Source organism: Streptomyces sp. NPDC091271 (assembly GCF_044757505.1).
In the GTDB taxonomy this organism is placed as follows: Bacteria; Actinomycetota; Actinomycetes; order Streptomycetales; family Streptomycetaceae; genus Streptomyces.
Window position 1 is genome coordinate 16,756 of sequence record NZ_JBIVVD010000008.1, and the last position, 23,950, is coordinate 40,705.

Genomic DNA, 23,950 nt, shown 5'->3' on the forward strand with positions numbered 1-23,950 from the left:
TCGGCCGTCCCACCGGGCCCCGTCACACCCTCAGGATCAGCCGACGTACGCCCCGCTGGCCGTCAGCCGCAGCGCCGTGTCGATCAGCGGCACATGGCTGAACGCCTGCGGGAAGTTGCCCACCTGGCGCTGGAGCCCGGAGTCCCACTCCTCGGCCAGCAGACCAAGGTCGTTACGGAGGGCCAGCAGCTTCTCGAAGAGCCGGCGGGCCTCGTCGACCCGGCCGATCATCGCCAGGTCGTCCGCCAGCCAGAACGAGCAGGCCAGGAACGCGCCCTCGTCGCCCTCGAGGCCGTCGACGCCCGCGTCGTCCCCCTCGGTGGGGTAGCGCAGGACGAAGCCGTCCTCCGTGGACAGCTCCCGCTGGATCGCCTCGATCGTGCCGATGACGCGCTTGTCGTCGGGCGGCAGGAAGCCCATCTGCGGAATCAGCAGCAGGGACGCGTCCAGCTCCTGCGAGCCGTACGACTGGGTGAAGGTGTTGCGTTCCTTGTCGTAGCCCCGCTCGCAGACATCGCGGTGGATGTCGTCGCGCAGCTGGAGCCACCGCTCCAGCGGCCCCTCCGCGTCCCCGGACTCGATGAGCTTGATCGTGCGGTCGACGGCGACCCAGGCCATCACCTTGGAGTGCACGAAGTGCCGGCGCGGCCCGCGCACCTCCCAGATGCCCTCGTCCGGCTCTTCCCAGTGCTTCTCCAGATAGCTGATCAGCTTGAGCTGGAGGCCCATGGCGTAGTCGTTGCGGGTCAGCCCCGTCATGTGCGCCAGGTGCAGCGCCTCGGTGACCTCGCCGTACACATCGAGCTGCAGCTGGTTCGCCGCGCCGTTGCCGACCCGGACCGGTCCGGAGTTCTCGTACCCGGGCAGCCAGTCCAGCTCCGCCTCGCCGAGCTCACGCTCACCCGCGATGCCGTACATGATCTGCAGGTTCTCCGGGTCGCCCGCGACGGCTCGCAGCAGCCACTCGCGCCAGGCGCGGGCCTCCTCGCGGTACCCCGTGCGCAGCAGGGACGAGAGCGTGATCGCCGCGTCCCGCAGCCAGGTGTAGCGGTAGTCCCAGTTCCGGGAGCCGCCGATGTCCTCCGGCAGGGAGGTGGTCGGCGCGGCCACGATGCCGCCGGTCGGGGCGTAGGTGAGCGCCTTCAGCGTGATCAGCGAGCGGACGACGGCCTCCCGGTAGGGGCCGTGGTAGGTGCACTGTTCGACCCACTCGCGCCAGAAGCTCTCCGTCGCCTCCAGGGAGGCCTCCGGCTCCGGCACGCTCGGCGGCTCGTGGTGCGAGGGCTGCCAACTGATGGTGAACGCGATCCGGTCGCCGGGGGCCACGGTGAAGTCGGAGTACGTCGTCAGATTCTGGCCGTACGTCTCCGCTTCCGTGTCCAGCCACACCGAGTCGGGCCCCGCGACGGCGACCGTACGGCTGTCGACCTTGTGCACCCAGGGGGTGACCCGTCCGTAGCTGAAACGCATCCGCAGCTCGGAGCGCATCGGCACCCGGCCGCTCACGCCCTCCACGATGCGGATCAGCTGGGGCGCACCGTCACGCGGCGGCATGAAATCGGTCACGCGGACCGTGCCGCGCGGGGTGTCCCACTCCGATTCCAGGATGAGCGAGTCCCCGCGATAGCGGCGGCGGTCCGCCGCCGGCGGCTCCGCCCCCTCGGGACGGGCGGGTCCCAGCCGCCAGAAGCCGTTCTCCTCGGTACCGAGAAGTCCGGCGAAAATCGCGTGTGAGTCGAAGCGGGGCAGGCACAGCCAGTCCGCTGTGCCGTCCCGGCAGACCAGGGCTGCGGTCTGCATGTCTCCGATGAGTGCGTAATCCTCGATGCGCCCGGCCACGTGCGTCTCCAGTCGAACGGCCATGTCGCCCCGGAGGGCGCTTACTGCTGGTCAAGGGGTCGTTGTAATAGAACCGACGAGCTCTTGCACGGGTGAGCGGGCTGGGGTGGAGCCGCTGGGCCGGCCAACTCGGCAGCGAGTGTCCGAGCAGGATACGACGCACCTGGGGGTTCCGCGCGACTGTCCAGCAGTTGTCCGTCGCCTGTCACGGGCGAATGGGTGGGACCTGAAACGGACGTGGTGATCTTGTGCCCACACCGGAGGGGCATGGCCGGAAGCAGCCTCCCCTCGTCGCTGTTACCCTGGTAGCCCGTGGACCGGTGGTCGTCCCGACAGTGGACGAGGCCCCCGAACCGCAGCGACGGCGCCCGAAGAAAATCTTCGTCGGCATGCCGGCACGCACCTCACGATCGCGACCACGGGAGCCCCCTTTGGCTATGCAGCCCACATCCACGACGACCAAGCACATCTTCGTCACCGGGGGTGTCGCCTCCTCCCTCGGCAAGGGTCTGACTGCCTCCAGCCTGGGTGCCCTGCTCAAGGCTCGTGGCCTGCGGGTCACCATGCAGAAGCTCGACCCCTACCTCAACGTCGACCCCGGCACGATGAACCCCTTCCAGCACGGTGAGGTGTTCGTCACCAACGACGGCGCCGAGACCGACCTGGACATCGGCCACTACGAGCGCTTCCTCGACGTCGACCTCGACGGTTCGGCCAACGTCACGACCGGCCAGGTCTACAACACCGTGATCGCCAAGGAGCGGCGCGGCGAGTACCTCGGCGACACCGTCCAGGTCATCCCGCACATCACCAACGAGATCAAGCACCGCATCCGCCGCATGGCGACCGACGACGTGGACGTCGTCATCACCGAGGTCGGCGGCACGGTCGGCGACATCGAGTCGTTGCCCTTCCTGGAGACGGTCCGACAGGTCCGCCACGAGGTCGGCCGCGACAACGTCTTCGTCGTGCACATCTCGCTCCTGCCCTACATCGGCCCGTCCGGCGAGCTGAAGACCAAGCCCACCCAGCACTCCGTCGCCGCCCTGCGCAACATCGGTATCCAGCCGGACGCCATCGTGCTGCGCGCCGACCGCGACGTCCCGACCGCCATCAAGCGCAAGATCTCGCTGATGTGCGACGTCGACGAGACCGCGGTGGTGGCCTGCAAGGACGCCCGGTCCATCTACGACATCCCCAAGGTGCTGCACACCGAGGGCCTGGACGCCTACGTCGTCCGCAAGCTCGACCTGCCGTTCCGCGACGTCGACTGGACCACCTGGGACGACCTGCTGGACCGTGTCCACAACCCGGACCACGAGGTCACCGTCGCCCTGGTCGGCAAGTACATCGACCTGCCCGACGCCTACCTCTCGGTCACCGAGGCCATCCGGGCCGGCGGCTTCGCGAACAAGGCCCGCGTCAAGGTCAAGTGGGTCGCCTCCGACGACTGCAAGACCCCGGCCGGCGCCCAGAAGCAGCTCGGTGACGTGGACGCCGTCTGCATCCCCGGCGGCTTCGGTGAGCGCGGTGTGATCGGCAAGGTCGGCGCCATCCAGTACGCCCGCGAGAACAAGGTGCCGCTGCTCGGCCTCTGCCTCGGCCTGCAGTGCATCGTGATCGAGGCCGCGCGGAACCTCGCCGGGATCACCGACGCGAACTCCACCGAGTTCGACGCGGCCACGGCCCACCCCGTCATCTCGACGATGGAGGAGCAGCTCGCGTACGTCGAGGGCGCGGGGGACCTGGGCGGCACCATGCGGCTCGGCATGTACCCGGCGAAGCTCGCCGAGGGCTCCCTGGTCCGCGAGGCCTACGCCGACGAGCCGTACGTCGAGGAGCGCCACCGCCACCGCTACGAGGTCAACAACGGCTACCGCGCGGAGCTGGAGAAGAAGGCCGGACTGGTCTTCTCCGGCACCTCCCCGGACAACAAGCTCGTCGAGTACGTCGAGTACCCGCGTGAGACGCACCCCTACCTGGTCGCCACCCAGGCGCACCCGGAGCTGCGCTCCCGCCCCACCCGCCCCCACCCGCTCTTCGCCGGCCTGGTGAAGGCCGCCGTGGAGCGCAAGGTCGCGGCACAGGGGACCGGCGCCGAGGCGTAGGCGATACCGTTGACCGGGGTACGGATCCTTCACTGGATGCGTGCCCCGGTTTCTGTTTGTTCGTGGGAGGACGTACATGGGGTTCCAGGACACGCCCGAGGAATGGCAGGTCACCGCGACGGTGACGCCCTTCACCGGTAACAAGACCAGCGTCCGTACCGACGACGTCGTGATGCCCGACGGGAGCGTCCACAGCCGCGACTACCAGGTCCACCCCGGTTCGGTGGCCGTCCTCGCGCTCGACGCGGAGGGCCGGGTGCTCGTCCTGCGGCAGTACCGGCACCCGGTGCGCCACAAGCTGTGGGAGATCCCGGCGGGGCTGCTCGACATCCCCGGCGAGAACCCGCTGCACGCCGCGCAGCGCGAGCTCTACGAGGAGGCGCACGTCAAGGCCGAGGACTGGCGGGTGCTGACCGACGTCTACACCACGCCGGGAGGCTGCGACGAAGCCGTGCGCATCTTCCTCGCCCGGGACCTCTCCGAGGCCGAGGGCGAGCGCTTCGAGGTCTCCGAGGAGGAGGCCGACATGGAGCAGGCGCGGGTGCCCCTCGAGGAGCTCGTACGGGGTGTGCTGGGCGGCGATCTGCACAACAACTGCCTGGTCGTGGGAGTCCTGTCGCTCACCGCGGTGCTCGCGGGCGACGGTGTGGACTCGCTGCGCCCGGCAGAGGCGCCCTGGCCGGCCCGCCCGTTCGAGGCCTGACCCGGTCCGGCCGGTCCGCCCTTCCGAGGGGCGGACCGATGCCGGGCCGATCATGGGCCGATCGTACGAAATGCTGATCCGATCGAGGGACGTGTCCGCCGCGCTCGGCCGTGATCGCCCGCACCACTGAACTACGCTCGAAAGGCCCCGACCGGACTTCCGGCGGGCAACCGCGTGCAGCGAAGTGGAGCGTGGCCCGTGACCGATCAGGCGGTGGACACCAGCGGCCCGGCCGGAGTGGCGGGGACGGCGGGAACCAGAGAGCCGCCGGAAGTGACTCCGTCTCAGTTCTTCGGCCGGGCACGCGAGTTGAAAGCCCTTCAGGAGGACATCGAGCGCGCGGGCCTGGACACCCTGGCGGGCCGCAAAGCCGCCCGCGCACGGGTCCTCCTGATCGCCGGCAGGCCCGGATCCGGACGCACCGCACTGGCCGCCGAACTCGCCCGCCGGCTGGCGGAACCCGGTGACTACCCCGACGGCGTGTTCCGGGTCCCGCTCACCGAACCGGGGGGTGAGCGCGTCCCCACGGAGCGGACCGCACGCACACTCCTGGACCTGGTCGCCGTGACCGCCCCGCCCGGAGCGGACGAGGACGAGCTCTCCGAGATGGTCCGCGAGGCCTTCGCCCTGCGCCGCGCCCTGCTCCTGCTCGACGACGCCGTCGACGCAGAGCAGGTCGAACCGCTGTTGCCGGACAACCCCGACTGCCTGGTCGTCGCCACAGCGACCGGCCCCCTCACCGGCATCCCCGACGTCCGCCCCTGCACCATCGGCGGGCTGGACGCCGGCTCCGCGGTGCAGCTGCTCGCCCGCGCCATCGGCCAGGTCCGCATCACGGTCGACCCGCGGACCGCCGAGACACTCGCGGAGGAGTGCGGCGGACAGCCCGCCGCCCTGACCCTGGTCGCCGGCTGGCTCGCGGCCCGGCCCGGCGCCTCGGTCGCCGACGTCGCCAAGCAGCTGCGCGACCAGCAGGACGGACCCGAACAGCCCGCCGGCGGCCGCCCGCTGGCCCGGGCCTTCCGGCTGGTGCATGAATCGCTGCCACCGGCCGCCGCCCGGATACTGCGGCTGCTCGCCCTAGCCCCCGCCGGGCTGGCCGACGCCCACACCGCCTCCGCCCTGGCCGGGTGCTCCGTATCGGCCGCACAGACGACTCTGGACGAGTTCGTCAGGTTCGGGCTGCTCGGGTCGAACGGCGCCGAGCAGCCGCAGTACGAGATGCCCGGCTGCCTCGCCCCGCTGGTCCGCGCCGTGCTGGAGGAGCGGGAGCGGCCGGCCGAGATCCAGCTCGCCCGGGCCAGGATGCTGGAACGGACCGTGCGCCGGCTCCAGGCATGCCGTGCGGTCACCGACCCCGAGGACTCCCCGGCCCGCCGCCGGCTCGCCGGACTCCCGCGTTCGCTGCGCTTCCCGAGTCCGGAGAACGCCGCCGAGTGGCTGCGGATCCGCGAGCCGGCGCTGCTCGCCTCCGCCCGTGCCGCGGTGCGTGACGGCGATCTGGACACGCTCGCCCGCCGGCTGGTGGCCGCCCTCGTCCGCGCCCTCGCCGTGCACCGGGGCACCGAGGACGCCGCCCCCGTGCTCTACGGGCTGCACGGGCTGGTCCTCGAGGTGGCGGAGCGCCGGGACCTGCCCCGGGAGAAGGCGGCAGCCCTGCTCAACCTCGCCGATCTGGACGCCGGAACCGGCCGTACGCGTGAGGCGCTGGCCCGCTACCGGGCGGCGCTGGACGCCGGACGCGCGGCGAACGACCTCTACGCGACCGGCAGGGCGATGGAATCCGCAGGCGGCGCGTACGCCGAGCTCGGGGACTTCAACCGGGCCTCCGACTGGTACGGCCGGGCGCTCGCGCAGCGGCTCACACAGGCGGAGCCGGCCGACGCGGCACGGCTGTACGGCCGGCTCGGAGCGGTCCACACGTACGCCGGGCGGTACGGCGAGGCGCTGCGCGACTGGCGCGCCGCGGCGGCCGGCCACCGCAGGCTCGGGGACCTCCCGGCCCAGGCGCGTGCGCTCAGCGAGGCCGCCCGGGTGCAGGAGTACGCGGGCAGGCCCCAGGAGTCGCTGCACACCTGCCGGGAGGCGGTCGACCTGGCACGCAGGGCGGGAGACGCGCGTCTCCAGGCAGCGCTGGAGCTCAGGCTGGCGGACACCCTGGACCGGCTCGGGGACCCGGCGGCGGCCAGGCTGCACCGGGCGGCGGCCGACAGATTGCTTGGTGACGAGGCCTCTGCCTGCGAAATCCGTAGTACTTCGAACAAAACTTAATGCTTTGTAAGGCTGGACAGCGGGAAGTCCTTCATTAATGATGGCTCTGCCGCAGATCTCTGCGGTGTCCCCCTTTATGCTTGGTTCAAGTGGGTATGTCCCGCTATGCCCAGCCAGCCTCCGAGTCAAGGACCGTGATCGACGTGAAGGTCGGCATCCCCCGCGAAGTCAAGAACAACGAGTTCCGGGTGGCGATCACCCCTGCCGGAGTGCATGAGCTCGTACGCCACGGCCACCAGGTCCTCGTCGAGCAGCACGCCGGCGAGGGATCCTCCATCCCGGACGAGGAGTACGTCGCCGCCGGCGCGCAGATCCTGCCCACCGCCGACGAGGTCTGGGCCGCCGCCGACCTGCTGCTCAAGGTGAAGGAGCCGGTCGCCGAGGAGTACCACCGCCTCCGCAAGGGCCAGACGCTCTTCACGTACCTGCACCTCGCCGCCTCCCGCGCGTGCACGGACGCCCTGCTGGAGTCGGGCACGACCGCCATCGCGTACGAGACCGTCGAGACCGCGAACCGCGCGCTGCCGCTGCTCGCCCCGATGTCCGAGGTCGCCGGCCGCCTCGCCCCGCAGGTCGGCGCCTACCACCTGATGCGCTCGGTCGGCGGGCGCGGCGTGCTCCCCGGCGGGGTCCCCGGCACGGGGTCGGCCAGGGCCGTCGTCATCGGCGGCGGGGTCTCCGGCTGGAACGCCACGCAGATCGCCGTCGGGCTGGGCTTCCACGTCACGCTGCTCGACAGGGACATCAACAAGCTGCGCGAAGCGGACAAGGTCTTCGGCACGAAGGTGCGGACGGTCGTCTCCAACGCCCTCGAGCTCGAGAAGGCCGTCGTCGAGGCCGACCTCGTCGTGGGCGCGGTGCTGATTCCGGGCGCGAAGGCGCCGAAGCTGGTCACCAACGAGCTCGTCGCGAAGATGAAGCCCGGAAGTGTTCTTGTCGACATTGCGATCGACCAGGGAGGCTGCTTCGAGGACTCGCATCCGACGACGCACGCCGAGCCGACCTTCATGGTCCACAACTCGGTCTTCTACTGCGTCGCGAACATGCCGGGCGCCGTGCCGAACACCTCCACCTACGCACTCACGAACGCCACGCTTCCCTACATCCTGGAGCTCGCGAACCGGGGCTGGGCCGATGCCCTGCGCCGCGACGCCGCACTGGCCAGGGGTCTCAACACCCATGACGGCCAGGTGGTTTACCGCGAGGTGGCCGAGGCGCACGGCCTCGACCACGTCGAACTGGGCGCGCTTCTCGGCTGAGCGGTCAACCCTCCCCGTCAACCTCATGCGTCCGGCCGGACCTTGCCCAGCAAGGTCCGGCCGGACGCATGAGAGGGTCCAAATCAACTCGCCTGAGACGTAACCCTCTACCCGTTTTGCACCCCCGCGAAAGGTGCGCCCCGGGCGCTCCGTGCTCTTGACAGAGGGGTGTTCGATTGCCGACACATAGGGCCGGGTCCGGCGGATTGTGTTGCTGCGAACCGGTGACACGCCATAGAGTCGCCAATCGTCGGCATGGTGCCACGCTGACCTATCGATAAGTTTCCTGGTCACATCCAAGGAGGTAAGACGACTTGTGAATGAGTCGACAATTACTCCCGGGGGTGGTCAACCAGGGATGCCTGCACGGGGTCTGAGCCCGATCGGGCTCGAAGCTGTCGGCTCCGTCGCTGTCCGCACCTTCGCCACCCACCAGCACATGACGACAGCCCCCCAGATGATGGACGGCCTACACGTGAACGCCATGGCCGGCAACGAAAGTGGCCGAGAGACCTCCCACTTCGCCGACTTCGCCGAGGTGCCCGAGGGGCACTTCTACGACCCCGATGCCGAATACGAGCCCGATCCGGAGTACGCGGCCACCCTCGCGCCCGACGCCGCCCGCCAGCGCCGCGAGCGAATCGGCCCGACCGGCCGGCCGTTGCCGTACTTCCCGATTCCAGGTCCCCTGACGGACCACGGCCCCGCGAAGATCATCGCGATGTGCAACCAGAAGGGCGGCGTCGGCAAGACCACGTCGACCATCAATCTGGGTGCCGCGCTCGCGGAGTACGGCCGCCGTGTCCTTCTCGTCGACTTCGACCCGCAGGGAGCGCTGTCCGTCGGCCTCGGGGTCAACCCGATGGAGCTCGACCTCACCGTCTACAACCTGCTCATGGAGCGGGGCATGGTGGCCGACGACGTGCTGCTGAAGACGGCCGTGCCCAACATGGACCTGCTCCCCAGCAACATCGACCTCTCCGCCGCCGAGGTGCAGCTGGTGAGCGAGGTGGCCCGGGAGTCGACGCTGCAGCGCGCCCTCAAGCCGCTGATGGCCGACTACGACTACATCGTGATCGACTGCCAGCCCTCGCTCGGCCTGCTCACCGTGAACGCCCTGACGGCGGCTCACAAGGTGATAGTCCCGCTCGAGTGCGAGTTCTTCGCGCTGCGCGGTGTGGCGCTGCTCACCGAGACCATCGAGAAGGTCCAGGAGAGGCTCAATCCCGAGCTGGAGCTGGACGGCATCCTGGCCACGATGTACGACTCCCGCACGGTGCACAGCCGTGAGGTGCTCGCGCGTGTCGTCGAGGCCTTCGACGACCACGTCTACCACACCGTCATCGGACGTACGGTGCGCTTCCCGGAGACCACGGTCGCCGGTGAGCCCATCACCACGTACGCGTCGAACTCGGTCGGTGCCGCCGCCTATCGCCAGCTCGCCAGGGAGGTGCTCGCCCGGTGTCACGCCGAGTGAGTCTGCCGGGGGCCGACGAGCTGTTCCGTACCACCGGGGGCATGGGTCTCCAGGGCTCGTCCCCCGCCGAGCGGCGACGCAAGGCGAACGGCGAGGCGCGGGTTCCCGCACCGGCCGGAGGAAGCGATTCGGCGCCGTCCGACACCGGCCAGGGCGGTACTCCGGGAAGCGGCGACACGCCCGCCGGGGCCTCCCGGGAGGAGCACTCCGCGGCGGACGCCGACGGCGGCGGCTCCCGCAGCCGCGCCGACGGGGACGACCGGGGCCAGGCCGCCCCGCCCCGGGCCCGTACCGCGCCCGGTCAGGAACAGACCGGGACGTCCGCCACCGTCCAGCCGCAACGCGGACGCGGGGGCGGACGGGGAGCCAACCGGCGGCCCAGTGGCCGTGAGCGTCACGACGAGAAGATCACCGTCTATGTGTCGGCCGAGGAACTGATGGACCTCGAGCACGCGCGCCTCGTGCTGCGCGGCGAACACGGACTGGCCGTGGACCGCGGGCGCATCGTCCGCGAAGCGGTCGCGGTGGTGCTGGCCGACCTGGAGTCGCGCGGCGACGCGAGCATCCTCGTACGGAGGCTGCGGGGCCGCTGACCGGCGCGGCGCCGGTAGCCTGCCGGGGGAGGGCCGCCGTACGGACGGCCCCGCCCCGGGGCCCACCGCCCGCCTCCCGCCGCACCCCTGGACCCCAGCACATGCCGACTGCCGACGACACGCCCCGCCCGACCCGCCGTGCGCTCGGCCGCGGGCCGGGGACACGGCCCGCGGAGGCTCCAGCCGCCCCGGAGGCTCCTCCCGGGCCGGTGGCGGCCGTACAGGCCCCGCCGGCCCCGCCGGCCGCTGACGGGCCCGTGGAGAGCCCTCCGGAGGCGGTTCCGGTGGCGGCCGTGCCCGAGGCGGCCGAAGTCGTACCCGCGGCGGGCGATTCCGGGGAGGCGGCCGGCGGGGCCGTCGGCGACCGGCGGTTCACCGTGCGGCTGGTCAACTTCGAGGGCCCCTTCGATCTGCTCCTCCAGCTGATCTCCAAGCACAAGCTCGATGTGACCGAGGTCGCCCTGTCGAAGGTCACCGACGAGTTCATGGCGCACATCCGGGCCATGGGAACGGACTGGGACCTCGACCAGACCACCGAGTTCCTCGTCGTCGCCGCGACCCTGCTCGACCTGAAGGCCGCCCGGCTGCTCCCCACCGCCGAGGTGGAGGACGAGGCCGACCTGGCCCTCCTGGAGGCACGGGACCTGCTCTTCGCGCGGCTGCTGCAGTACCGCGCGTACAAGAGGATCGCGGAGATCTTCAGCGACCGGCTCGAGTCCGAGTCCCGCCACTACCCGCGCACCGTGGGGCTCGAACCCCAGCACGCGGAGCTGCTGCCCGAGGTCGTGATCAGCATCGGCCCGGAGGGGTTCGCGCGGCTCGCGGTGAAGGCGATGCAGCCCAGACCCAAGCCGCAGGTGTACGTCGACCACATCCACGCCCCGCTGGTCAGCGTGCGCGAGCAGGCGGAGATCGTGGTCGCGCGGCTGCGTGCGGAGGGCGAGATCAGCTTCCGGGAGCTCACCGAGGACGCGGAGGACACCCTCACGGTCGTCGCCCGCTTCCTGGCGCTCCTGGAGCTCTACCGGGAGAAGGCCGTCGCGCTCGACCAGGAGGAGGCGCTCGGTGACCTCCTGGTGCGCTGGGCCGGGGGCGAGGAGACCGAACCGGTGGTCACGGACGAGTTCGACCAAGAGGCGCGCGAGCCACAGGAGGACGTACAGGCATGAGCACAGACGACGAGGGGCGTGAAGCCCTGGTTGCCGGGCTCGACCTCAAGCCCGCGCTGGAGGCGGTCCTCATGGTCGTCGACGAGCCCGCCACCGAGGAACACCTCGCCAAGGTCCTCCAGCGGCCCCGCAGGGCCGTCGCGGACGCCCTGCGGGAGCTGGCCGACGAGTACACCGTCCAGCGCCGCGGATTCGACCTGAGGCTCGTCGCCGGGGGCTGGCGCTTCTACACCCGTCCGGAGTACGCGGAAGCGGTCGAGGGCTTCGTCCTGGACGGCCAGCACGCCCGGCTCACCCAGGCCGCGCTGGAGACGCTCGCGGTGGTCGCGTACCGTCAGCCGGTCAGCCGGTCGAGGGTCTCGGCGGTACGCGGAGTGAACTGCGACGGCGTCATGCGGACCCTGCTCCAGAGGGGTCTCGTCGGGGAGGCGGGCGCGGAACCCGAAACAGGTGCGATCCTGTACAGGACGACGAACTACTTTCTGGAGCGCATGGGCCTGCGAGGCCTGGACGAGCTCCCGGAGCTCGCGCCCTTCCTCCCGGAGGCGGACGCGATCGAGGCTGAGACGCTAGAGGGTGTGCCGTCGTTCGATCCGGACGCACCGGACACCCCGGATACTCACGCACACGACAAGACGGATTTTTGATGCGAAGCAGTGGCAGGAACAGCGGAAGCGGCAGCGGCGGCAACAGCGGCGGCCGGAGTGGTGGCGGCGGCCGGAGCGCCAGGAACAACACCGGCACCGGCAGGAACAGCAACCCGAACCCCCGGGTCTCCGGCTCCGGGCGTGAGGACAAGCAGGAGCAGCGCCCCCGCCGGCCCCGCCCCGAGGAGCGCCGCTACGACGTGGGCTCCGACAAGCCGGGCGGCGACGGCGGCCCCCGCAAGGGCCGCGGCGCCGCTGCCCGCGGCGGTGCCAAGGGCGGACCGAAGCCCGCGCAGAACGTGAGCAAGGGCGGCCGGCGCCAGGGCGCGCCCGCCCGCCCCCGCGAGCTGGACGCCAAGATCGAGCAGCGCAACCGCGACCGTTACGCGGAGAAGCCCGAGATCAGGACGCCGAAGACGCACCCCGGAGCCGAGCAGGAGGGTGAGCGTCTGCAGAAGATCCTCGCCAGGGCCGGCATGGGCTCGCGCCGGGCGTGCGAGGAGCTGATCGAGCAGGCCCGTGTCGAGGTCAACGGCGAGATCGTCCTGGAGCAGGGCAAGCGTGTCGACCCGCAGCACGACGAGATCAAGGTCGACGGCCTGACCGTCGCGACCCAGTCGTACCTCTTCTTCGCGCTGAACAAGCCCGCCGGCGTCGTCTCCACCATGGGCGACCCGGACGGCCGCCAGAACCTCGGGGACTACGTGAACAACCGCGAGACGCGGCTGTTCCACGTGGGACGGCTCGACACCGAGACCGAGGGCATCATCCTGCTCACCAACCACGGCGAGCTGGCCCACCGCCTGACGCACCCCAGGTACGGCGTGAAGAAGACCTACCTGGCCGCTATCCAGGGACCGCTCCCGCGCGACCTCGGCAAGCGGCTCAAGGACGGCATCCAGCTGGAGGACGGCTACGCCCGCGCCGACCACTTCCGGGTCGTCGAGAACACCGGCAAGAACTACCTGGTCGAGGTCACGCTCCACGAGGGCCGCAAGCACATCGTCCGCCGGATGCTGGCCGAGGCCGGCTTCCCGGTCGAGCGCCTCGTGCGCACGTCCTTCGGGCCGATCCCGCTGGGCGACCAGAAGTCGGGCTGGCTGCGCCGTCTGACCAACACCGAAGTCGGCATGCTGATGCGCGAGGTCGGTCTGTAACCGCGCCCCGCACCGAACGGCCCGCGGCCGGTTCCTCGTTCACTTTTTCGAACGGGAACCGGCCGCGGGCCTTTTGCGACCGGCGTTTCTTCTTTATAGTCAGAGTGACCATAAAAGAAGGAGGGCGGCGTGACGCTCGCGGACATACTCGATCCTTTGCAGCAGCCCCTCGTGACGGTCCTGGACACTCCGGTCAGCTGGACCGAGGTGCTGGGCTTCGGCAGCGGCGCGCTGTGTGTCTGGCTCGTGGCCCGCCAGCATCTCGCCAACTGGCCGATCGGCATCGCCAACAACCTGTTCTTCATCCTGCTGTTCGCCCAGTCCGGTCTGTACGCCGACGCCGGCCTGCAGATCGTCTTCATCTCCCTCGCCGCGTACGGCTGGTGGACCTGGACCCACGGGGGTGGACCAGGGACATCCGTCCTGCCGGTGCGGAGCACCACCCGCACCGAGTGGGCCTGGCTGTTCGCGGCGGGGGTGGCGGGGACCCTCGGCCTCACCCTGCTGCTGTCCCGGGCCACGGACTCGACCGTGCCGTTCTGGGACGCCCTGACCACCTCCCTGTCGCTCATGGCGACGTACGGGCAGTGCCGCAAGCGGGTCGAGTCCTGGTGGCTGTGGATCGCCGCCGACGTGGTCTACATCCCGCTGTACGCGTACAAGGAGCTCTACCTCACCTCCCTGCTGTACGTCGGCTTCCTCACGCTCTGCCTCATCGGGTTGCGCAGCTGGAGCCGGGACCTGGCCGCCGGCCGGCGCGAGGACACGGTGGTGCCCGTATGAAGCGCCACGGGCACGGACTGGTCCTCGGCAAGTTCTATCCGCCGCACGCCGGCCACCACCACCTCGTCCGCACCGCACGGGACCGCTGCGAGCGGCTCACCGTCCTCGTCTGCGCCGCCTCGGTCGAATCCGTGCCGCTCGCCGACCGGGTCGCCTGGATGCGCGAGGCGCACCCCGGCGTCCGGGTGGTGGGGACCGTCGACGACATCCCCATGGACGTCACCGACCCGGCCGTCTGGGACGCCCACATGGAGGTGTTCACCGGCGCGGTCCCCGAACGGGTCGACGCCGTCTTCACCTCCGAGGCGTACGGCGGGGAACTGGCCCGCCGCTTCGGCGCGGAATCCGTCCTGGTCGACCCCGGCCGCACGCTCTTCCCCGTCTCGGGCACCGCGGTGCGCGCCGATCCCGCCGGCTGCTGGGACTACCTGGAGCCGCCCGTGCGGGCCGCGCTCGCGCGCCGGGTCGTCGTCCTCGGCGCCGAGTCCACCGGCACCACCACCCTGGCCCTGGCACTCGCCGACCACTACCGCCGGCGCGGCGGGACATGGGCGCGGACGCGGTACGTCGCCGAGTACGGGCGGGAGTTCAGCGAGGCCAAGCTCGCCGCCCTGCGCGAGCGGTGGCCGGACGCCCAGTGGGAGGACGTCTCCTTCACCACGGACGACTTCCCCCTCATCGCCGAGACGCAGAACGCCAGGGAGGACGCCGCCGCGCGTGCGGGGTCACCGGTCCTCGTCTGCGACACCGACTCCTTCGCGACCACCGTCTGGCACGAGCGCTACATCGGCGGACGCAATCCGCTCGTCGAGAAGACCGCCGACCGGGTCACCCACCACCTCTGGCTGCTCACCGACCACGAGGGTGTCGCGTTCGAGGACGACGGGCTGCGCGACGGCGAGGAGCTGCGGCCCTGGATGACGGACCGCTTCCGAGCCGAACTCACCCGTACCGGAAGGCCGTTCATCGAGATCACCGGGGACCGCGGCGAGCGCCTCGAAGCGGCGGTCGCCGCCGTGGACGAGCTCCTCGCCACCGGCTGGCACTTCACCGCACCCCTGCCGGAGCGGCGATGAGCACCGCGCCCGAGGGGTACGACCCCCACGCCTTCTTCCCGTTCGCCGTCACCGTCGACCTCGCCGTCTTCACGGTCCGCGAAGCACGGCTCCATGTACTGCTCGTCGAGCGCGGCGAGGCCCCCTACAAGGGGCGGTGGGCGCTGCCCGGCGGCTTCGTCCTGCCCCGGGAATCCGCCGAGGAGGCCGCCCGCCGCGAGCTCGCCGAGGAGACCGGCCTCACGAAGAGGTCCGTGTGCGCCTTCCACCTCGAACAGCTGCGCACCTACAGCGATCCGGACCGCGACCCCAGGATGCGGGTCGTCTCCGTCGCGTACGCCGCACTCGTGCCCGACCTCCCCGAACCCCGGGGCGGCGGGGACGCGGCCCACGCCCAGTGGTGGGACGCGGGAACCACCGGGCCGCTCGCCTTCGACCACGACCGCATCCTGGCCGACGCGCACGACCGGATCGGCGCCAGGCTCGAATACTCCTGCCTGGCCACCGCGTTCTGCCCCGCCGAGTTCACCCTCGGGGAGCTCCAGGGGGTCTACGAGACCGTCTGGGGCGTCGAGCTCGACCGGCCCAACTTCCGGCGCAAGGTCCTCACCACGCCCGGCTTCGTCCAGGCCGTGGACGGACCGCCGCGCCGCACCGGCGGACGGGGAAAACCGGCCGCTCTCTACCGGGCGGGTGCCGCTACCGCCCTGCACCCTCCACTGCTGCGCCCGGAAGGACGCCCTGAAGGACGGACATCATGATCCCGACACGTATTCTCACCAAGCAGGCGGCCACAGGCACACTGACCGGGCTCGCGCTCGGCGACGCCCTGGGCTTCCCCACCGAGTTCAACGACGTTCCCGCGATCCTCGCGAAGTGCGGGCCCTGGCGCGAGATGCGGCTCCCGGAGCCCGCGTTCGTCACGGACGACACCCAGATGACCCTCGCCCTGGGACGCGGCATCCGGACCGCCATGGACCAGGGGCTTCTCACCCCGGAGCGGATGGTCGGCCCGGTCCGGCAGGAGTTCGTGCGCTGGAACCGCTCACCCGACAACAACCGCGCTCCCGGCCGTACCTGCCTGGAGGCGTGTGCGTTGCTGGAGGGCGACCGGATCTGGCAGGAGGCCAGCCGGACCGGATCCAAGGGCTGCGGCGCCAACATGCGCGTCGCGCCCGTCGGCCTCGTGCCCGGCCTCAGCGACGAACAGCGTGCCGGGGCCGCCCAGCTCCAGGCCGCCCTCACCCACGGCCACCCCACCGCCCTCGCCGCCTCCGACCTGACGGCCCGCGCGGTGTACCTCCTCGCCCAGGGGGCCGAACCGCTCGGCCTGGTGGGCCAGCTGCGCTCCTACGCGTACGAGAACCGGGGCCGCTACCTGAACCGGTGGCTCGGTGACCTGTGGCGGTACACCCATGACGCCTCGCCCGAGGCGTTCATCAGCCGGGGCTGGGACGAGTGCCTGACCGCACTCGCACACGTCCAGGACGCCCTGCGCGACCCGTCGCCGGAGACCGACCCGTGCGAGCGGACCGGCGACGGCTGGATCGCCGAGGAGGCACTCGCCACCGCCCTGCACTGCTTCCTGCTCTTCCCCGAGGAACCGCTGACCGCCCTGCGCCGCGCCGCCTGCACCGGGGGCGACTCCGACTCCATCGCCTGTCTCACGGGCGCGTTCGCCGGAGCGCACCTGGGGGCGGGAGCCTGGCCCAAGGAGTGGTCGGAGCGCGTCGAGTACCGCAGCGACCTGCTGTCGCTGGCCGCGCTCTGGGACGCTTGATCCATGCGCAGCGACACGACGCTCCTGCGACAGGCCGGGCTGCCGGTCACCGACCTGACCCCGGTGCTCGGACAGGAGCCCTGCCCGCTCCTGTTCGCCACGGTCTCGGGCGCCCATCTGTACGGCTTTCCCTCGCGGGACTCGGACGTGGACCTGCGGGGGGTCCACGTCTTGCCCGCGGAGGATCTCGTAGGGCTCCGGACGCCGGAGGAGACAAGGTCACGGATGTGGGACCACGAGGGGTTCGAGATGGACCTCGTCACCCATGATCTGCGCAAGTTCGTCAGGCTCATGCTGAAACCCAACGGCTATGTGCTCGAACAGCTGCTGTCCCCGCTGGTGGTGCACACCACGGCGCTCCACGCGGAACTGGTGGAGCTGGCACCGGCGGTGGTGACCCGCAACCATGCCCACCACTACCGGGGCTTCGCCGGTACGCAGTGGCGGCTGTACGGGAGGACCGGCGAGCTGAAGCCGCTCCTCAACACGTTCCGCGCACTGCTCACCGGCATCCATCTGATGCGCACCGGCACCCTGGTGGCGCATCTGCCGACCCTGCTGGGCGAGGTGGCCGCGCCGGCCTACCTGCCCACGCTGATCGAGGCGAAGGCGGATGCCGAGCACGGGGCCGCGCACCTGGCCGACGACCCGGCCGTCGCACAGGACGTCGAGGCCCTGAGCGCGGTGCTCGACGAGGCGCAGACCGCGTCACGGCTCGCCGAGGCGCCCTCGGGCTTCGACGCCCTGCACGATCTCGTCGTCCGCGCGCGGCTGGGGGAGACCGCCCCGTCCTGACGGCCCGGCGGCCGCCCTCTCACCCGCGTTCGCGCAGATGGGAGCGGCGGCCGTCCCGGTCGAAGATGCCGAGGACCTCGGCCGGGCCGCCGACGGCGCCCAGCGCGTGCGGGAGCATCGTGGTGAACTCCGCCGCCTGCCCCTGCTCCACCCGTAGCCGCCGTTCCCCCAGCAGCAGCAAGGCCGTGCCGGACAGCACCGTGAACCACTCCCGGCCGGGGTGAGCCTTGAGCGCCGAGGGGCCTTCGGCCGGGGGACCGGTCAGCCGTATCCGGGCCACGGTGACGCCGGGCTGGCCGCGCAGCGCCCACTGGGTCAGACCTCGCGCCAGATCGAGGGTGGGGTTCGTGACCACGTCGTCGGCGTCCGTCTCGACGAGCTGGTCGAGCGAGGTGCCCAGCGCCCGGGCGATCACGGTGAGCTGGTCGAGCGCGATCCTCCGGTGACCGGTCTCGATCCGGCTGAGCGTGGAAGCGCTGAGGTGGCAGCGGGCGGCGAGGTCGTCGAGCGACCAGCTGTGCGCGGCACGCAGGGCCCGGATCCGTTTGCGTACGAGGCCGTCCAGACCACTTCCTTCTTGCGTCATAGGCAAGAGAGTATGCGCTGTGCGCAAACCTTCGTAGGCTCGGTCGCATGACATCCTCCGCTTCCCACACGCACCACCACGGCCCCGGCCACCACCACGAGCACGGCCATGGCCAGGTGGACACCGGCCAGGACGAGGCTCTCGCCGTCGTGCTCGAGCTCGACGCCGAGATCTTCGCCCCGTACCTCACCTCGGTGACCCGCCGGGTCGTCGAGCTCACCGGGGACGGCGTCACCCATGTCGTCGACCTGGGGTCGGGCACCGGAACCGGCACGTTCGCCCTGCTGGAACGCTTCCCCCACGCCCGTGTGACCGCCGTCGACAGCTCACCCGCCATGCTCGCCCGGCTGGTCGAGGCGGCCCGGGCGAAGGGCTTGGGGGACCGGGTGCGCACCCTGGAGACGGACGCGGGTGCCGGGCTCGCCGGCATCACGGACGCCGACCTCGTCTGGGCCTCGGCCTCCCTCCACCACGTGGACGACCCGGCGGCCGCCCTCGACGGGGTCCGAGCCGCGCTGCGCCCCGGCGGACTGGTGGCCGTCGCCGAGCTGGACGGGATGCCGCGTTTCCTTCCGGACGACGCCGTGGCCGGCCGCCCCGGCCTGGAAGCGCGGTGCCGCGAGGCGCTGGACGGCCTCCACGCCGAGCAGATGCCGCACCTGGGCGCCGACTGGGGAGCCATGCTGGCCGAGGCCGGCCTCCTCGTCGAGGACGAGCGCACGGAGCGGCTGGAGCTGCGCGACCCGCTGCCCGCCGGCGTCGGCCGGTACGCCCACGTCGTGCTCGACCGCATCCGTGGCGCCCTCGACGGCCGGGCCGACCCCGCGGACCTCGCCGCGCTCGGCACCCTGGTCGGCGGAGGCCCGGCGGACGTGCGCCACCGGGACGACCTCGTCGTCCGCTCGACACGCCGGCTCTGGGTCGCCCGCCGCCCGTCGGACACCGTCTGAGGGCTAGCCCTCAGCCGACGCCCGCCGGGCCCGGACCATGAAGGCCTCCACGCGTGCCCGGTCGGGCTCCGGCGGCAGCGGGGAGCGGGCGGCCGCCTCGTCGTTCTCCTCGGCCAGGCGCGTCATGCGGCGCTCCACCTCGGCCCACGGGACCTCGCCCCGCTTCACCGCCAGCAGATCCTCGCGCGCGTCCCCGACCTCGATCCGCAGCTGGCCCGTCCGCAGCAGATCCCGGCAGGAGGCCAGCAGCCGCAGCAGATGCATGGCGTGCTTCCAGCGCGGAGCGCCGTGCGCACGGACATCGGCCTCCAGCTTCCGCCGCTGGCCCAGCGCGTAGCGTACGAACGTTCCGTGGGCCTGCCGGGACAGGAAGGCCCCGCGCAGGCCGAGGAGTTCGCGGCCCGTGGCGTCCACCCGCTCCACGAGCGGGGAGTGCAGGCACTCCAGCACATTGGGGTTCGCCCGCAGCGCCAGTTCGCAGAAGCGCTCCAGCTCCCAGGAGAACTGCTCATCGGCCGGGCCCTCGACGTGGCTGGGGGGCTTCGTGAAGCCCCAGAACAGCGGGGTGGGGGCGAGAAAGACCCCGCGCCGGTCCGTGTCGCTGCCGTCGGTGGCCAGCCCGAACGCGCGGGAGCCCATCACACAGGAGTAGACGGTGTGCTCCCGGACGAGCCGCGCGCCGTCGGCGGGATCGAACGCCGCGTCAGGCGACGTTCCTGCGGGAGTACTGACGGGGTGCACCGTGACTTCTCCATGGGGACGGGCCCTTGCCGCCGCGACGGAGGAGGGTCGCGACGACCTGGCGGCATGACGGCCGATCCTACGTCCGGCGTCGGCGTGGGACGCGGCGGCCGACGGGGCACCCGGTGCGCTCAGGCCGCCTCCGCGCCCTCTCCGGGCCCGGCGCACGCCTCGGCCAGTACGGCTGCGATGTCCGGGACCAGCCCGGCGACGGGATCGTGGGTGAGCTCCGTCATCCGGAGCCGCCCGCCGACGGTCACGACGCCGAGCACGTGCTCCACGGACAGCTGGGTGATCTGCGCCGGGCCCCACAGGGCGGTGAGTGTGCCCGCCCCCTTCCGCCGTGGTTCCGCCACACCGAGGTTGGTGATCTGGATGTCGGCCGCGGTGGCGGCCGCCATCATCGCTTCGGCCTCCTCCCCGCTCGTCGGGGCGTGCTCCGCGAGCGCCGCACCGGCTGCCTTGAGGACATGCGGAGCGCGCTGTCGCGTGAGCGACCCGCCGGTGCCACGGGCGAGCTTCCAGAAGTCGTCGGCCTCGTGCGCCTCACTCGCGGTCCGTGCCCCGACGAAGCGGTTCACCACCTCGTCGGGCAGGCCGCCGGCCCGGCGCAGGTCCACCGGGGTCAGCACCCGTACGAACTTCCGTCCACGCCGGTGGAACACCACCGCGGCGGCGGCACAGAGCGCACCGTGCACCGATGTGCTCTCCAGCCGGCAGCGGCGGACGAGCCGGGCGGTCAGCTCCTGGTCCAGCGCCAGAGCCTGCAGATGCGGCACGCGCCCGGAGAACGGCGCGAGTTCGCCGGGGGTGCTCATGCGCGGATCGGCCGCGGGCGGGGCGGCGGCCGCCGGGTCCGGCGCCGTGGCGACGCGGGCGAGGAGGTCCTCCTGCGCCTCCGGGACGCCGCCGGGCACCTGCTCCTCGCCGTCCAGGGCCGCCACCAGGTCCAGCAGCGCACGCAGCCCGCCCACCCCGTCGGCGATCTGGTGGGCGAAGGTGAGCAGGATGTCGCACCGCGGGCCCCGCGGCAGCAGGACGGCGCGCGCGAGGGGGGCCGGTGCCGGAGGGACCGGCCGGGTCTGCTCGGCGGCCACGGCGGCTTGCCAGGGCGTGCCCTCGGCGAGCGTCGTCACCGGGATCGCGGCGTCGGTCTCCCGGTACGCAGCCTCGGGTGCGGTGCGGTCCACCGTCACCGCGAGCAGCGGGTGCCGGCGGCGCAGCTTGCCCAGTGCCGCAGCCAGCTCGGCCGCCTGTACGGGCCGGTCGATCTCGGCGACCAGGGAGAACTGGATGGGATTCCGGCGCATGTAGAAGTCGATGGTCCGCTCGAACGCGCCCAGCGGTCGAACGACTGCTCCTCGGCTCGTCGTCACCACGTCCTGCCTTCTTTCCGGTGGCGGTCAGGCGTGCGAGGTCAGGCGTGCTTGGCGGGCAGCAGCCCGATGGCCCGCAGCCGCTTGTTCGAACGCCGGGCGGCCCAGGCGACGACCAGGAGGGCCAGGGCGAGCAGGGGGAAGCCCATGGCGATCTTGGCGAATCCCAGCGAACTGACCTGGTCGGTCTCGTAGAAGTACCGCTGGACGACGAACCGGGCACCGAAGACGGCGGCCAGCACCAGGGTGGCCACGTCGTAGTAGAGCCGCGAGCGCTTGTCCGCGCGCCAGACCGTGCCCTTGCCGGTCGCCGCGTTCCAGATCACGCCGGCCAGCGGCCACCGCACCAGGACGGAGGCGAGGAAGAGGACGGCGCCTGCCAGGCTCGCCCAGATGCCGATGAGGAAGTAGTCCTTGGCGGAGCCGGTGAACCAGACGATGCCGGCGGCGATCGCGACGCCGAACACGCCGCCGATCGCCGGCTGCACCGACTCCTTGCGCACCAGCCGCACCACCCCGATGGCCACCGCGACGGCGAACGCGGCGACGATCGACGCCGTGAGCCCGCGGAAGTTGTGGGCGATGACGAACGCCAGCACGGGCAGCGTCGAGTAGACGATTCCCTTGGTGCCTCCCGCCTGGTCGAGGACCGAAGGCTGCTGTCGGGGGGCCGCTTGCTCCGCCTGCGTGTCGGACTCTGTCTCCAGGAAGCTCTTGGTCTTCATGGTGGTCAGTTCTCCCGATTCCGTCTGGGGGCGAGATGCGATGTCAAGGTGTCACTAAATGACATCGTGACATCAAGTGACGCTCTTGGCTACCCGTCCCACCCTCGTGTGGCGTGAGTCACATGGCGGCCCTCGTTCGGTCTCCTGCCCCCGGGCCGGACGCTCGAACGCCGCCGCGCCCCCTACGCGAGCCGGATGCTGTCGCCCTCGACGGTGATCCGCTCGGCGGGCAGCGGGCGCGTCGCCGGGCCCTTGCGCCCGACCGGGTGCCCCGGGAGCGCCGCGCACCCCTCCGCGTCTCACGGACAGAGCACCGTGACCGGCGGCGCCGCCGCACCTCTAGGCTGAAAGGGCACGCAGCACGAGGCGACGAGGGGTACGACGTGGCGGTACGAGCAGTCCGTGGAGCCGTCCAGCTGGACCGGGACGAAGCAGGTCACATGGACGAGCGGGTGAGTGAGCTCCTCACCGCGGTCCTGGAACGCAATCAGCTCGTCGCCGACGACCTGATCAGCGTCTGGTTCACCGCCACCCCTGATCTGCACAGCGATTTCCCGGCCGCCGCGGCCCGAGGCCTCGGCATCGTCGACGTCCCGCTGATCTGCGCCCAGGAGCTCGACATCACCGGGGCCATGCCCCGCGTGGTGCGCATCATGGCCCATGTGGAGACGTATCTCTCCAAGTCCGAGATCAGCCACGTCTACCTCGGCGCCACCGGCGCCCTCCGCAAGGACATCGCCCAGTGAGAACCGCCCTCGTCATCGGAACCGGACTGGTCGGCACCTCCGCCGCCCTCGCCCTCGCGGGGCGCGGCGTCCCGGTGCACCTCGTCGACCGCGACCCGTCCTCGGCCCGGACCGCCGCCGCGCTCGGCGCCGGCACGGACGAGGCACCCGAGGGCCCCGTGGACCTGGCGATCATCGCCGTGCCGCCCGCCCACACCGCGTCCGTGCTGGCCACAGCCATGCGGGACGGGATCGCGCGCGCCTACCTCGACGTCGCCAGCGTCAAGGGCGGCCCGCGCCGTGAGCTGGAGGCGCTCGGCGTCGACCTCACGCCGTACATCGGCACGCACCCCATGGCCGGCAAGGAGCGCTCCGGGCCTCTCGCGGCGACCGCCGACCTCTTCGAGGGACGCCCCTGGGTCCTCACACCGACCCGGGAGACGGACACCGAGGTCCTCAACCTCGCCCTGGAACTGGTCGCGCTCTGCCGCGCCGTCCCCGTCGTCATGGACGCCGACGCCCACGACCGCGCCGTCGCCCTGGTCTCCCACACCCCGCAGCTGATCTCGTCGATGGTCGCCGCCCGCCTGGAGGAGGCCGACGAGACCGCCGTACGCCTGTGCGGTCAGGGGATCAGGGACGTCACCCGCATCGCGGCCTCCGACCCCCGGATGTGGGTGGAGATCCTCTCCGCCAACCCCGGCCCGGTCGCGGACGTGCTGGCGGGCGTCGCCACCGACCTGGACGAGACGGTACGGGCGCTGCGCGGCCTGCAGTCCGCCGACGAGGACAAGCGCCGCACCGGCACCGAAGGCATCGAGGACGTCCTGCGGCGCGGCAACGCGGGCCGGGTCAGGGTCCCCGGCAAGCACGGGGCGGCCCCGGCCTCGTACGAGATCGTCGCCGTGCTCATCAGCGACCGGCCGGGCGAGCTGGCATCGATCTTCGCCGACGCGGGGCGGGCCGGCGTCAACATCGAGGACGTACGCATCGAGCACGCCACCGGCCAGCAGGCCGGACTGGTCCAGCTGATGGTCGAGCCGAGCGCCGCACCCGCGCTGAGCGCGGCCCTCAGCGAACGGGGCTGGTCGATCCGCCCGTAAGGGCCCTCCGTCACGGAAGGCCCGGCGGGTCCGGCGGCGGGCCCCGGAGACAGGGGTGCAAAGGCGCTTCGCGCACTCGGTAACCTTGTGGGGAGGGCGCCCCGGTCT

At 71.7% G+C, this 23,950-nt stretch carries 22 protein-coding genes; 17 read left to right on the forward strand and 5 right to left on the reverse strand.

What is annotated here, in order from left to right:
• Positions 1-36: 36 nt before the first annotated feature.
• Complete coding sequence (locus tag ACIQM3_RS29880; RefSeq protein ID WP_401630597.1) at positions 37-1,839, reverse strand: glycoside hydrolase family 15 protein; 1,803 nt, start codon at positions 1,837-1,839, stop codon at positions 37-39.
• Between the two features lie 437 nt (positions 1,840-2,276).
• On the opposite strand from ACIQM3_RS29880, the gene ACIQM3_RS29885 reads away from it, so the two are divergent.
• The 14 genes from ACIQM3_RS29885 (at position 2,277) to ACIQM3_RS29950 (ending at position 17,636) form a co-directional block, all read left to right on the forward strand.
• Complete coding sequence (locus ACIQM3_RS29885) at positions 2,277-3,947, forward strand: CTP synthase (protein ID WP_401629854.1); 1,671 nt, start codon at positions 2,277-2,279, stop codon at positions 3,945-3,947.
• A gap of 76 nt (positions 3,948-4,023) precedes the next feature.
• Positions 4,024-4,650 carry an NUDIX domain-containing protein gene (locus tag ACIQM3_RS29890; RefSeq protein WP_401629856.1) on the forward strand — a complete coding sequence of 209 codons (627 nt, stop codon included), beginning with the start codon at positions 4,024-4,026 and terminating at the stop codon, positions 4,648-4,650.
• 198 nt (positions 4,651-4,848) lie between these two features.
• Entirely contained in the window at positions 4,849-6,921 is a 2,073-nt protein-coding gene (locus ACIQM3_RS29895; RefSeq protein WP_401629859.1) for a tetratricopeptide repeat protein, read from the forward strand.
• A 143-nt stretch (positions 6,922-7,064) separates the two neighbouring features.
• On the forward strand, positions 7,065-8,180 hold the full coding sequence (gene ald / locus ACIQM3_RS29900) for an alanine dehydrogenase (protein WP_401630599.1): 1,116 nt from the start codon (positions 7,065-7,067) through the stop codon (positions 8,178-8,180).
• Positions 8,181-8,538: 358 nt separating this feature from the next.
• Positions 8,539-9,657: a ParA family protein gene (locus ACIQM3_RS29905; protein ID WP_401629861.1), complete on the forward strand. Its 1,119-nt coding sequence runs from the start codon at positions 8,539-8,541 to the stop codon at positions 9,655-9,657.
• Positions 9,642-10,250 (forward strand): hypothetical protein, encoded by a 609-nt coding sequence (locus ACIQM3_RS29910; protein WP_393757875.1) that lies wholly within the window; start codon positions 9,642-9,644, stop codon positions 10,248-10,250. The genes ACIQM3_RS29905 and ACIQM3_RS29910 overlap by 16 nt, the downstream gene beginning before the upstream one ends.
• A gap of 101 nt (positions 10,251-10,351) precedes the next feature.
• Positions 10,352-11,419, forward strand: a complete 1,068-nt coding sequence (locus ACIQM3_RS29915) for a segregation and condensation protein A (RefSeq protein WP_401629864.1) — start codon at positions 10,352-10,354, stop codon at positions 11,417-11,419.
• Positions 11,416-12,066 (forward strand): SMC-Scp complex subunit ScpB, encoded by a 651-nt coding sequence (scpB, locus tag ACIQM3_RS29920; RefSeq protein WP_401629867.1) that lies wholly within the window; start codon positions 11,416-11,418, stop codon positions 12,064-12,066. Before ACIQM3_RS29915 ends, scpB begins: the two co-directional genes overlap by 4 nt.
• Positions 12,066-13,223, forward strand: coding sequence for a pseudouridine synthase (locus ACIQM3_RS29925; protein ID WP_401629869.1), 1,158 nt, complete (start codon positions 12,066-12,068; stop codon positions 13,221-13,223). The genes scpB and ACIQM3_RS29925 overlap by 1 nt, the downstream gene beginning before the upstream one ends.
• A 129-nt stretch (positions 13,224-13,352) precedes the next feature.
• A complete protein-coding gene (gene pnuC / locus ACIQM3_RS29930; protein ID WP_401629872.1) occupies positions 13,353-14,006 on the forward strand; it encodes a nicotinamide riboside transporter PnuC in 654 nt (217 codons plus the stop codon).
• Positions 14,003-15,082 (forward strand): AAA family ATPase, encoded by a 1,080-nt coding sequence (locus ACIQM3_RS29935; RefSeq protein WP_401629874.1) that lies wholly within the window; start codon positions 14,003-14,005, stop codon positions 15,080-15,082. The genes pnuC and ACIQM3_RS29935 overlap by 4 nt, the downstream gene beginning before the upstream one ends.
• Complete coding sequence (locus ACIQM3_RS29940) at positions 15,079-15,822, forward strand: NUDIX hydrolase (protein WP_401629877.1); 744 nt, start codon at positions 15,079-15,081, stop codon at positions 15,820-15,822. The genes ACIQM3_RS29935 and ACIQM3_RS29940 overlap by 4 nt, the downstream gene beginning before the upstream one ends.
• Positions 15,819-16,841: an ADP-ribosylglycohydrolase family protein gene (locus tag ACIQM3_RS29945; RefSeq protein WP_401629880.1), complete on the forward strand. Its 1,023-nt coding sequence runs from the start codon at positions 15,819-15,821 to the stop codon at positions 16,839-16,841. Before ACIQM3_RS29940 ends, ACIQM3_RS29945 begins: the two co-directional genes overlap by 4 nt.
• Before the next feature lie 3 nt (positions 16,842-16,844).
• Positions 16,845-17,636: a DNA polymerase beta superfamily protein gene (locus ACIQM3_RS29950; RefSeq protein WP_401629883.1), complete on the forward strand. Its 792-nt coding sequence runs from the start codon at positions 16,845-16,847 to the stop codon at positions 17,634-17,636.
• Positions 17,637-17,655: 19 nt separating this feature from the next.
• Here the strand turns inward: ACIQM3_RS29950 and ACIQM3_RS29955 are convergent, their stop codons facing one another.
• Positions 17,656-18,222 carry a helix-turn-helix domain-containing protein gene (locus ACIQM3_RS29955; RefSeq protein WP_401629886.1) on the reverse strand — a complete coding sequence of 189 codons (567 nt, stop codon included), beginning with the start codon at positions 18,220-18,222 and terminating at the stop codon, positions 17,656-17,658.
• A 47-nt stretch (positions 18,223-18,269) separates the two neighbouring features.
• On the opposite strand from ACIQM3_RS29955, the gene ACIQM3_RS29960 reads away from it, so the two are divergent.
• Positions 18,270-19,172: a class I SAM-dependent methyltransferase gene (locus ACIQM3_RS29960; protein ID WP_401629889.1), complete on the forward strand. Its 903-nt coding sequence runs from the start codon at positions 18,270-18,272 to the stop codon at positions 19,170-19,172.
• A 3-nt stretch (positions 19,173-19,175) separates the two neighbouring features.
• Here ACIQM3_RS29960 and ACIQM3_RS29965 read toward each other — a convergent pair whose 3' ends face one another.
• The 3 genes from ACIQM3_RS29965 to ACIQM3_RS29975 all read right to left on the reverse strand — a co-directional run bounded on the left by ACIQM3_RS29965 (position 19,176) and on the right by ACIQM3_RS29975 (position 22,014).
• Positions 19,176-19,913 (reverse strand): DNA polymerase beta superfamily protein, encoded by a 738-nt coding sequence (locus ACIQM3_RS29965; RefSeq protein WP_401629891.1) that lies wholly within the window; start codon positions 19,911-19,913, stop codon positions 19,176-19,178.
• Positions 19,914-20,044: 131 nt separating this feature from the next.
• A complete protein-coding gene (locus tag ACIQM3_RS29970) occupies positions 20,045-21,292 on the reverse strand; it encodes a peptide synthetase (RefSeq protein WP_401629894.1) in 1,248 nt (415 codons plus the stop codon).
• Positions 21,293-21,330: 38 nt separating this feature from the next.
• A complete protein-coding gene (locus ACIQM3_RS29975; protein WP_401629897.1) occupies positions 21,331-22,014 on the reverse strand; it encodes a DUF3159 domain-containing protein in 684 nt (227 codons plus the stop codon).
• Positions 22,015-22,397: 383 nt separating this feature from the next.
• On the opposite strand from ACIQM3_RS29975, the gene aroH reads away from it, so the two are divergent.
• Positions 22,398-22,760 carry a chorismate mutase gene (gene aroH / locus ACIQM3_RS29980; RefSeq protein ID WP_104790132.1) on the forward strand — a complete coding sequence of 121 codons (363 nt, stop codon included), beginning with the start codon at positions 22,398-22,400 and terminating at the stop codon, positions 22,758-22,760.
• Complete coding sequence (locus ACIQM3_RS29985) at positions 22,757-23,842, forward strand: prephenate dehydrogenase (RefSeq protein ID WP_401629901.1); 1,086 nt, start codon at positions 22,757-22,759, stop codon at positions 23,840-23,842. Before aroH ends, ACIQM3_RS29985 begins: the two co-directional genes overlap by 4 nt.
• Positions 23,843-23,950: the final 108 nt, after the last annotated feature.

What these genes read in the sequence shown, in the direction of transcription:
- ACIQM3_RS29885 (WP_401629854.1), top strand. Translation starts at nt 2,277, where the DNA reads ATGCAGCCCACATCCACGACGACCAAGCACATCTTCGTCACCGGGGGT.
- ACIQM3_RS29890 (WP_401629856.1), top strand. Translation starts at nt 4,024, where the DNA reads ATGGGGTTCCAGGACACGCCCGAGGAATGGCAGGTCACCGCGACGGTG.
- ACIQM3_RS29905 (WP_401629861.1), top strand. Translation starts at nt 8,539, where the DNA reads ATGCCTGCACGGGGTCTGAGCCCGATCGGGCTCGAAGCTGTCGGCTCC.
- ACIQM3_RS29915 (WP_401629864.1), top strand. Translation starts at nt 10,352, where the DNA reads ATGCCGACTGCCGACGACACGCCCCGCCCGACCCGCCGTGCGCTCGGC.
- scpB (WP_401629867.1), top strand. Translation starts at nt 11,416, where the DNA reads ATGAGCACAGACGACGAGGGGCGTGAAGCCCTGGTTGCCGGGCTCGAC.
- ACIQM3_RS29925 (WP_401629869.1), top strand. Translation starts at nt 12,066, where the DNA reads ATGCGAAGCAGTGGCAGGAACAGCGGAAGCGGCAGCGGCGGCAACAGC.
- ACIQM3_RS29935 (WP_401629874.1), top strand. Translation starts at nt 14,003, where the DNA reads ATGAAGCGCCACGGGCACGGACTGGTCCTCGGCAAGTTCTATCCGCCG.
- ACIQM3_RS29940 (WP_401629877.1), top strand. Translation starts at nt 15,079, where the DNA reads ATGAGCACCGCGCCCGAGGGGTACGACCCCCACGCCTTCTTCCCGTTC.
- ACIQM3_RS29945 (WP_401629880.1), top strand. Translation starts at nt 15,819, where the DNA reads ATGATCCCGACACGTATTCTCACCAAGCAGGCGGCCACAGGCACACTG.
- ACIQM3_RS29950 (WP_401629883.1), top strand. Translation starts at nt 16,845, where the DNA reads ATGCGCAGCGACACGACGCTCCTGCGACAGGCCGGGCTGCCGGTCACC.
- ACIQM3_RS29955 (WP_401629886.1), bottom strand. Translation starts at nt 18,222, where the DNA reads ATGACGCAAGAAGGAAGTGGTCTGGACGGCCTCGTACGCAAACGGATC.
- ACIQM3_RS29960 (WP_401629889.1), top strand. Translation starts at nt 18,270, where the DNA reads ATGACATCCTCCGCTTCCCACACGCACCACCACGGCCCCGGCCACCAC.
- ACIQM3_RS29975 (WP_401629897.1), bottom strand. Translation starts at nt 22,014, where the DNA reads ATGAAGACCAAGAGCTTCCTGGAGACAGAGTCCGACACGCAGGCGGAG.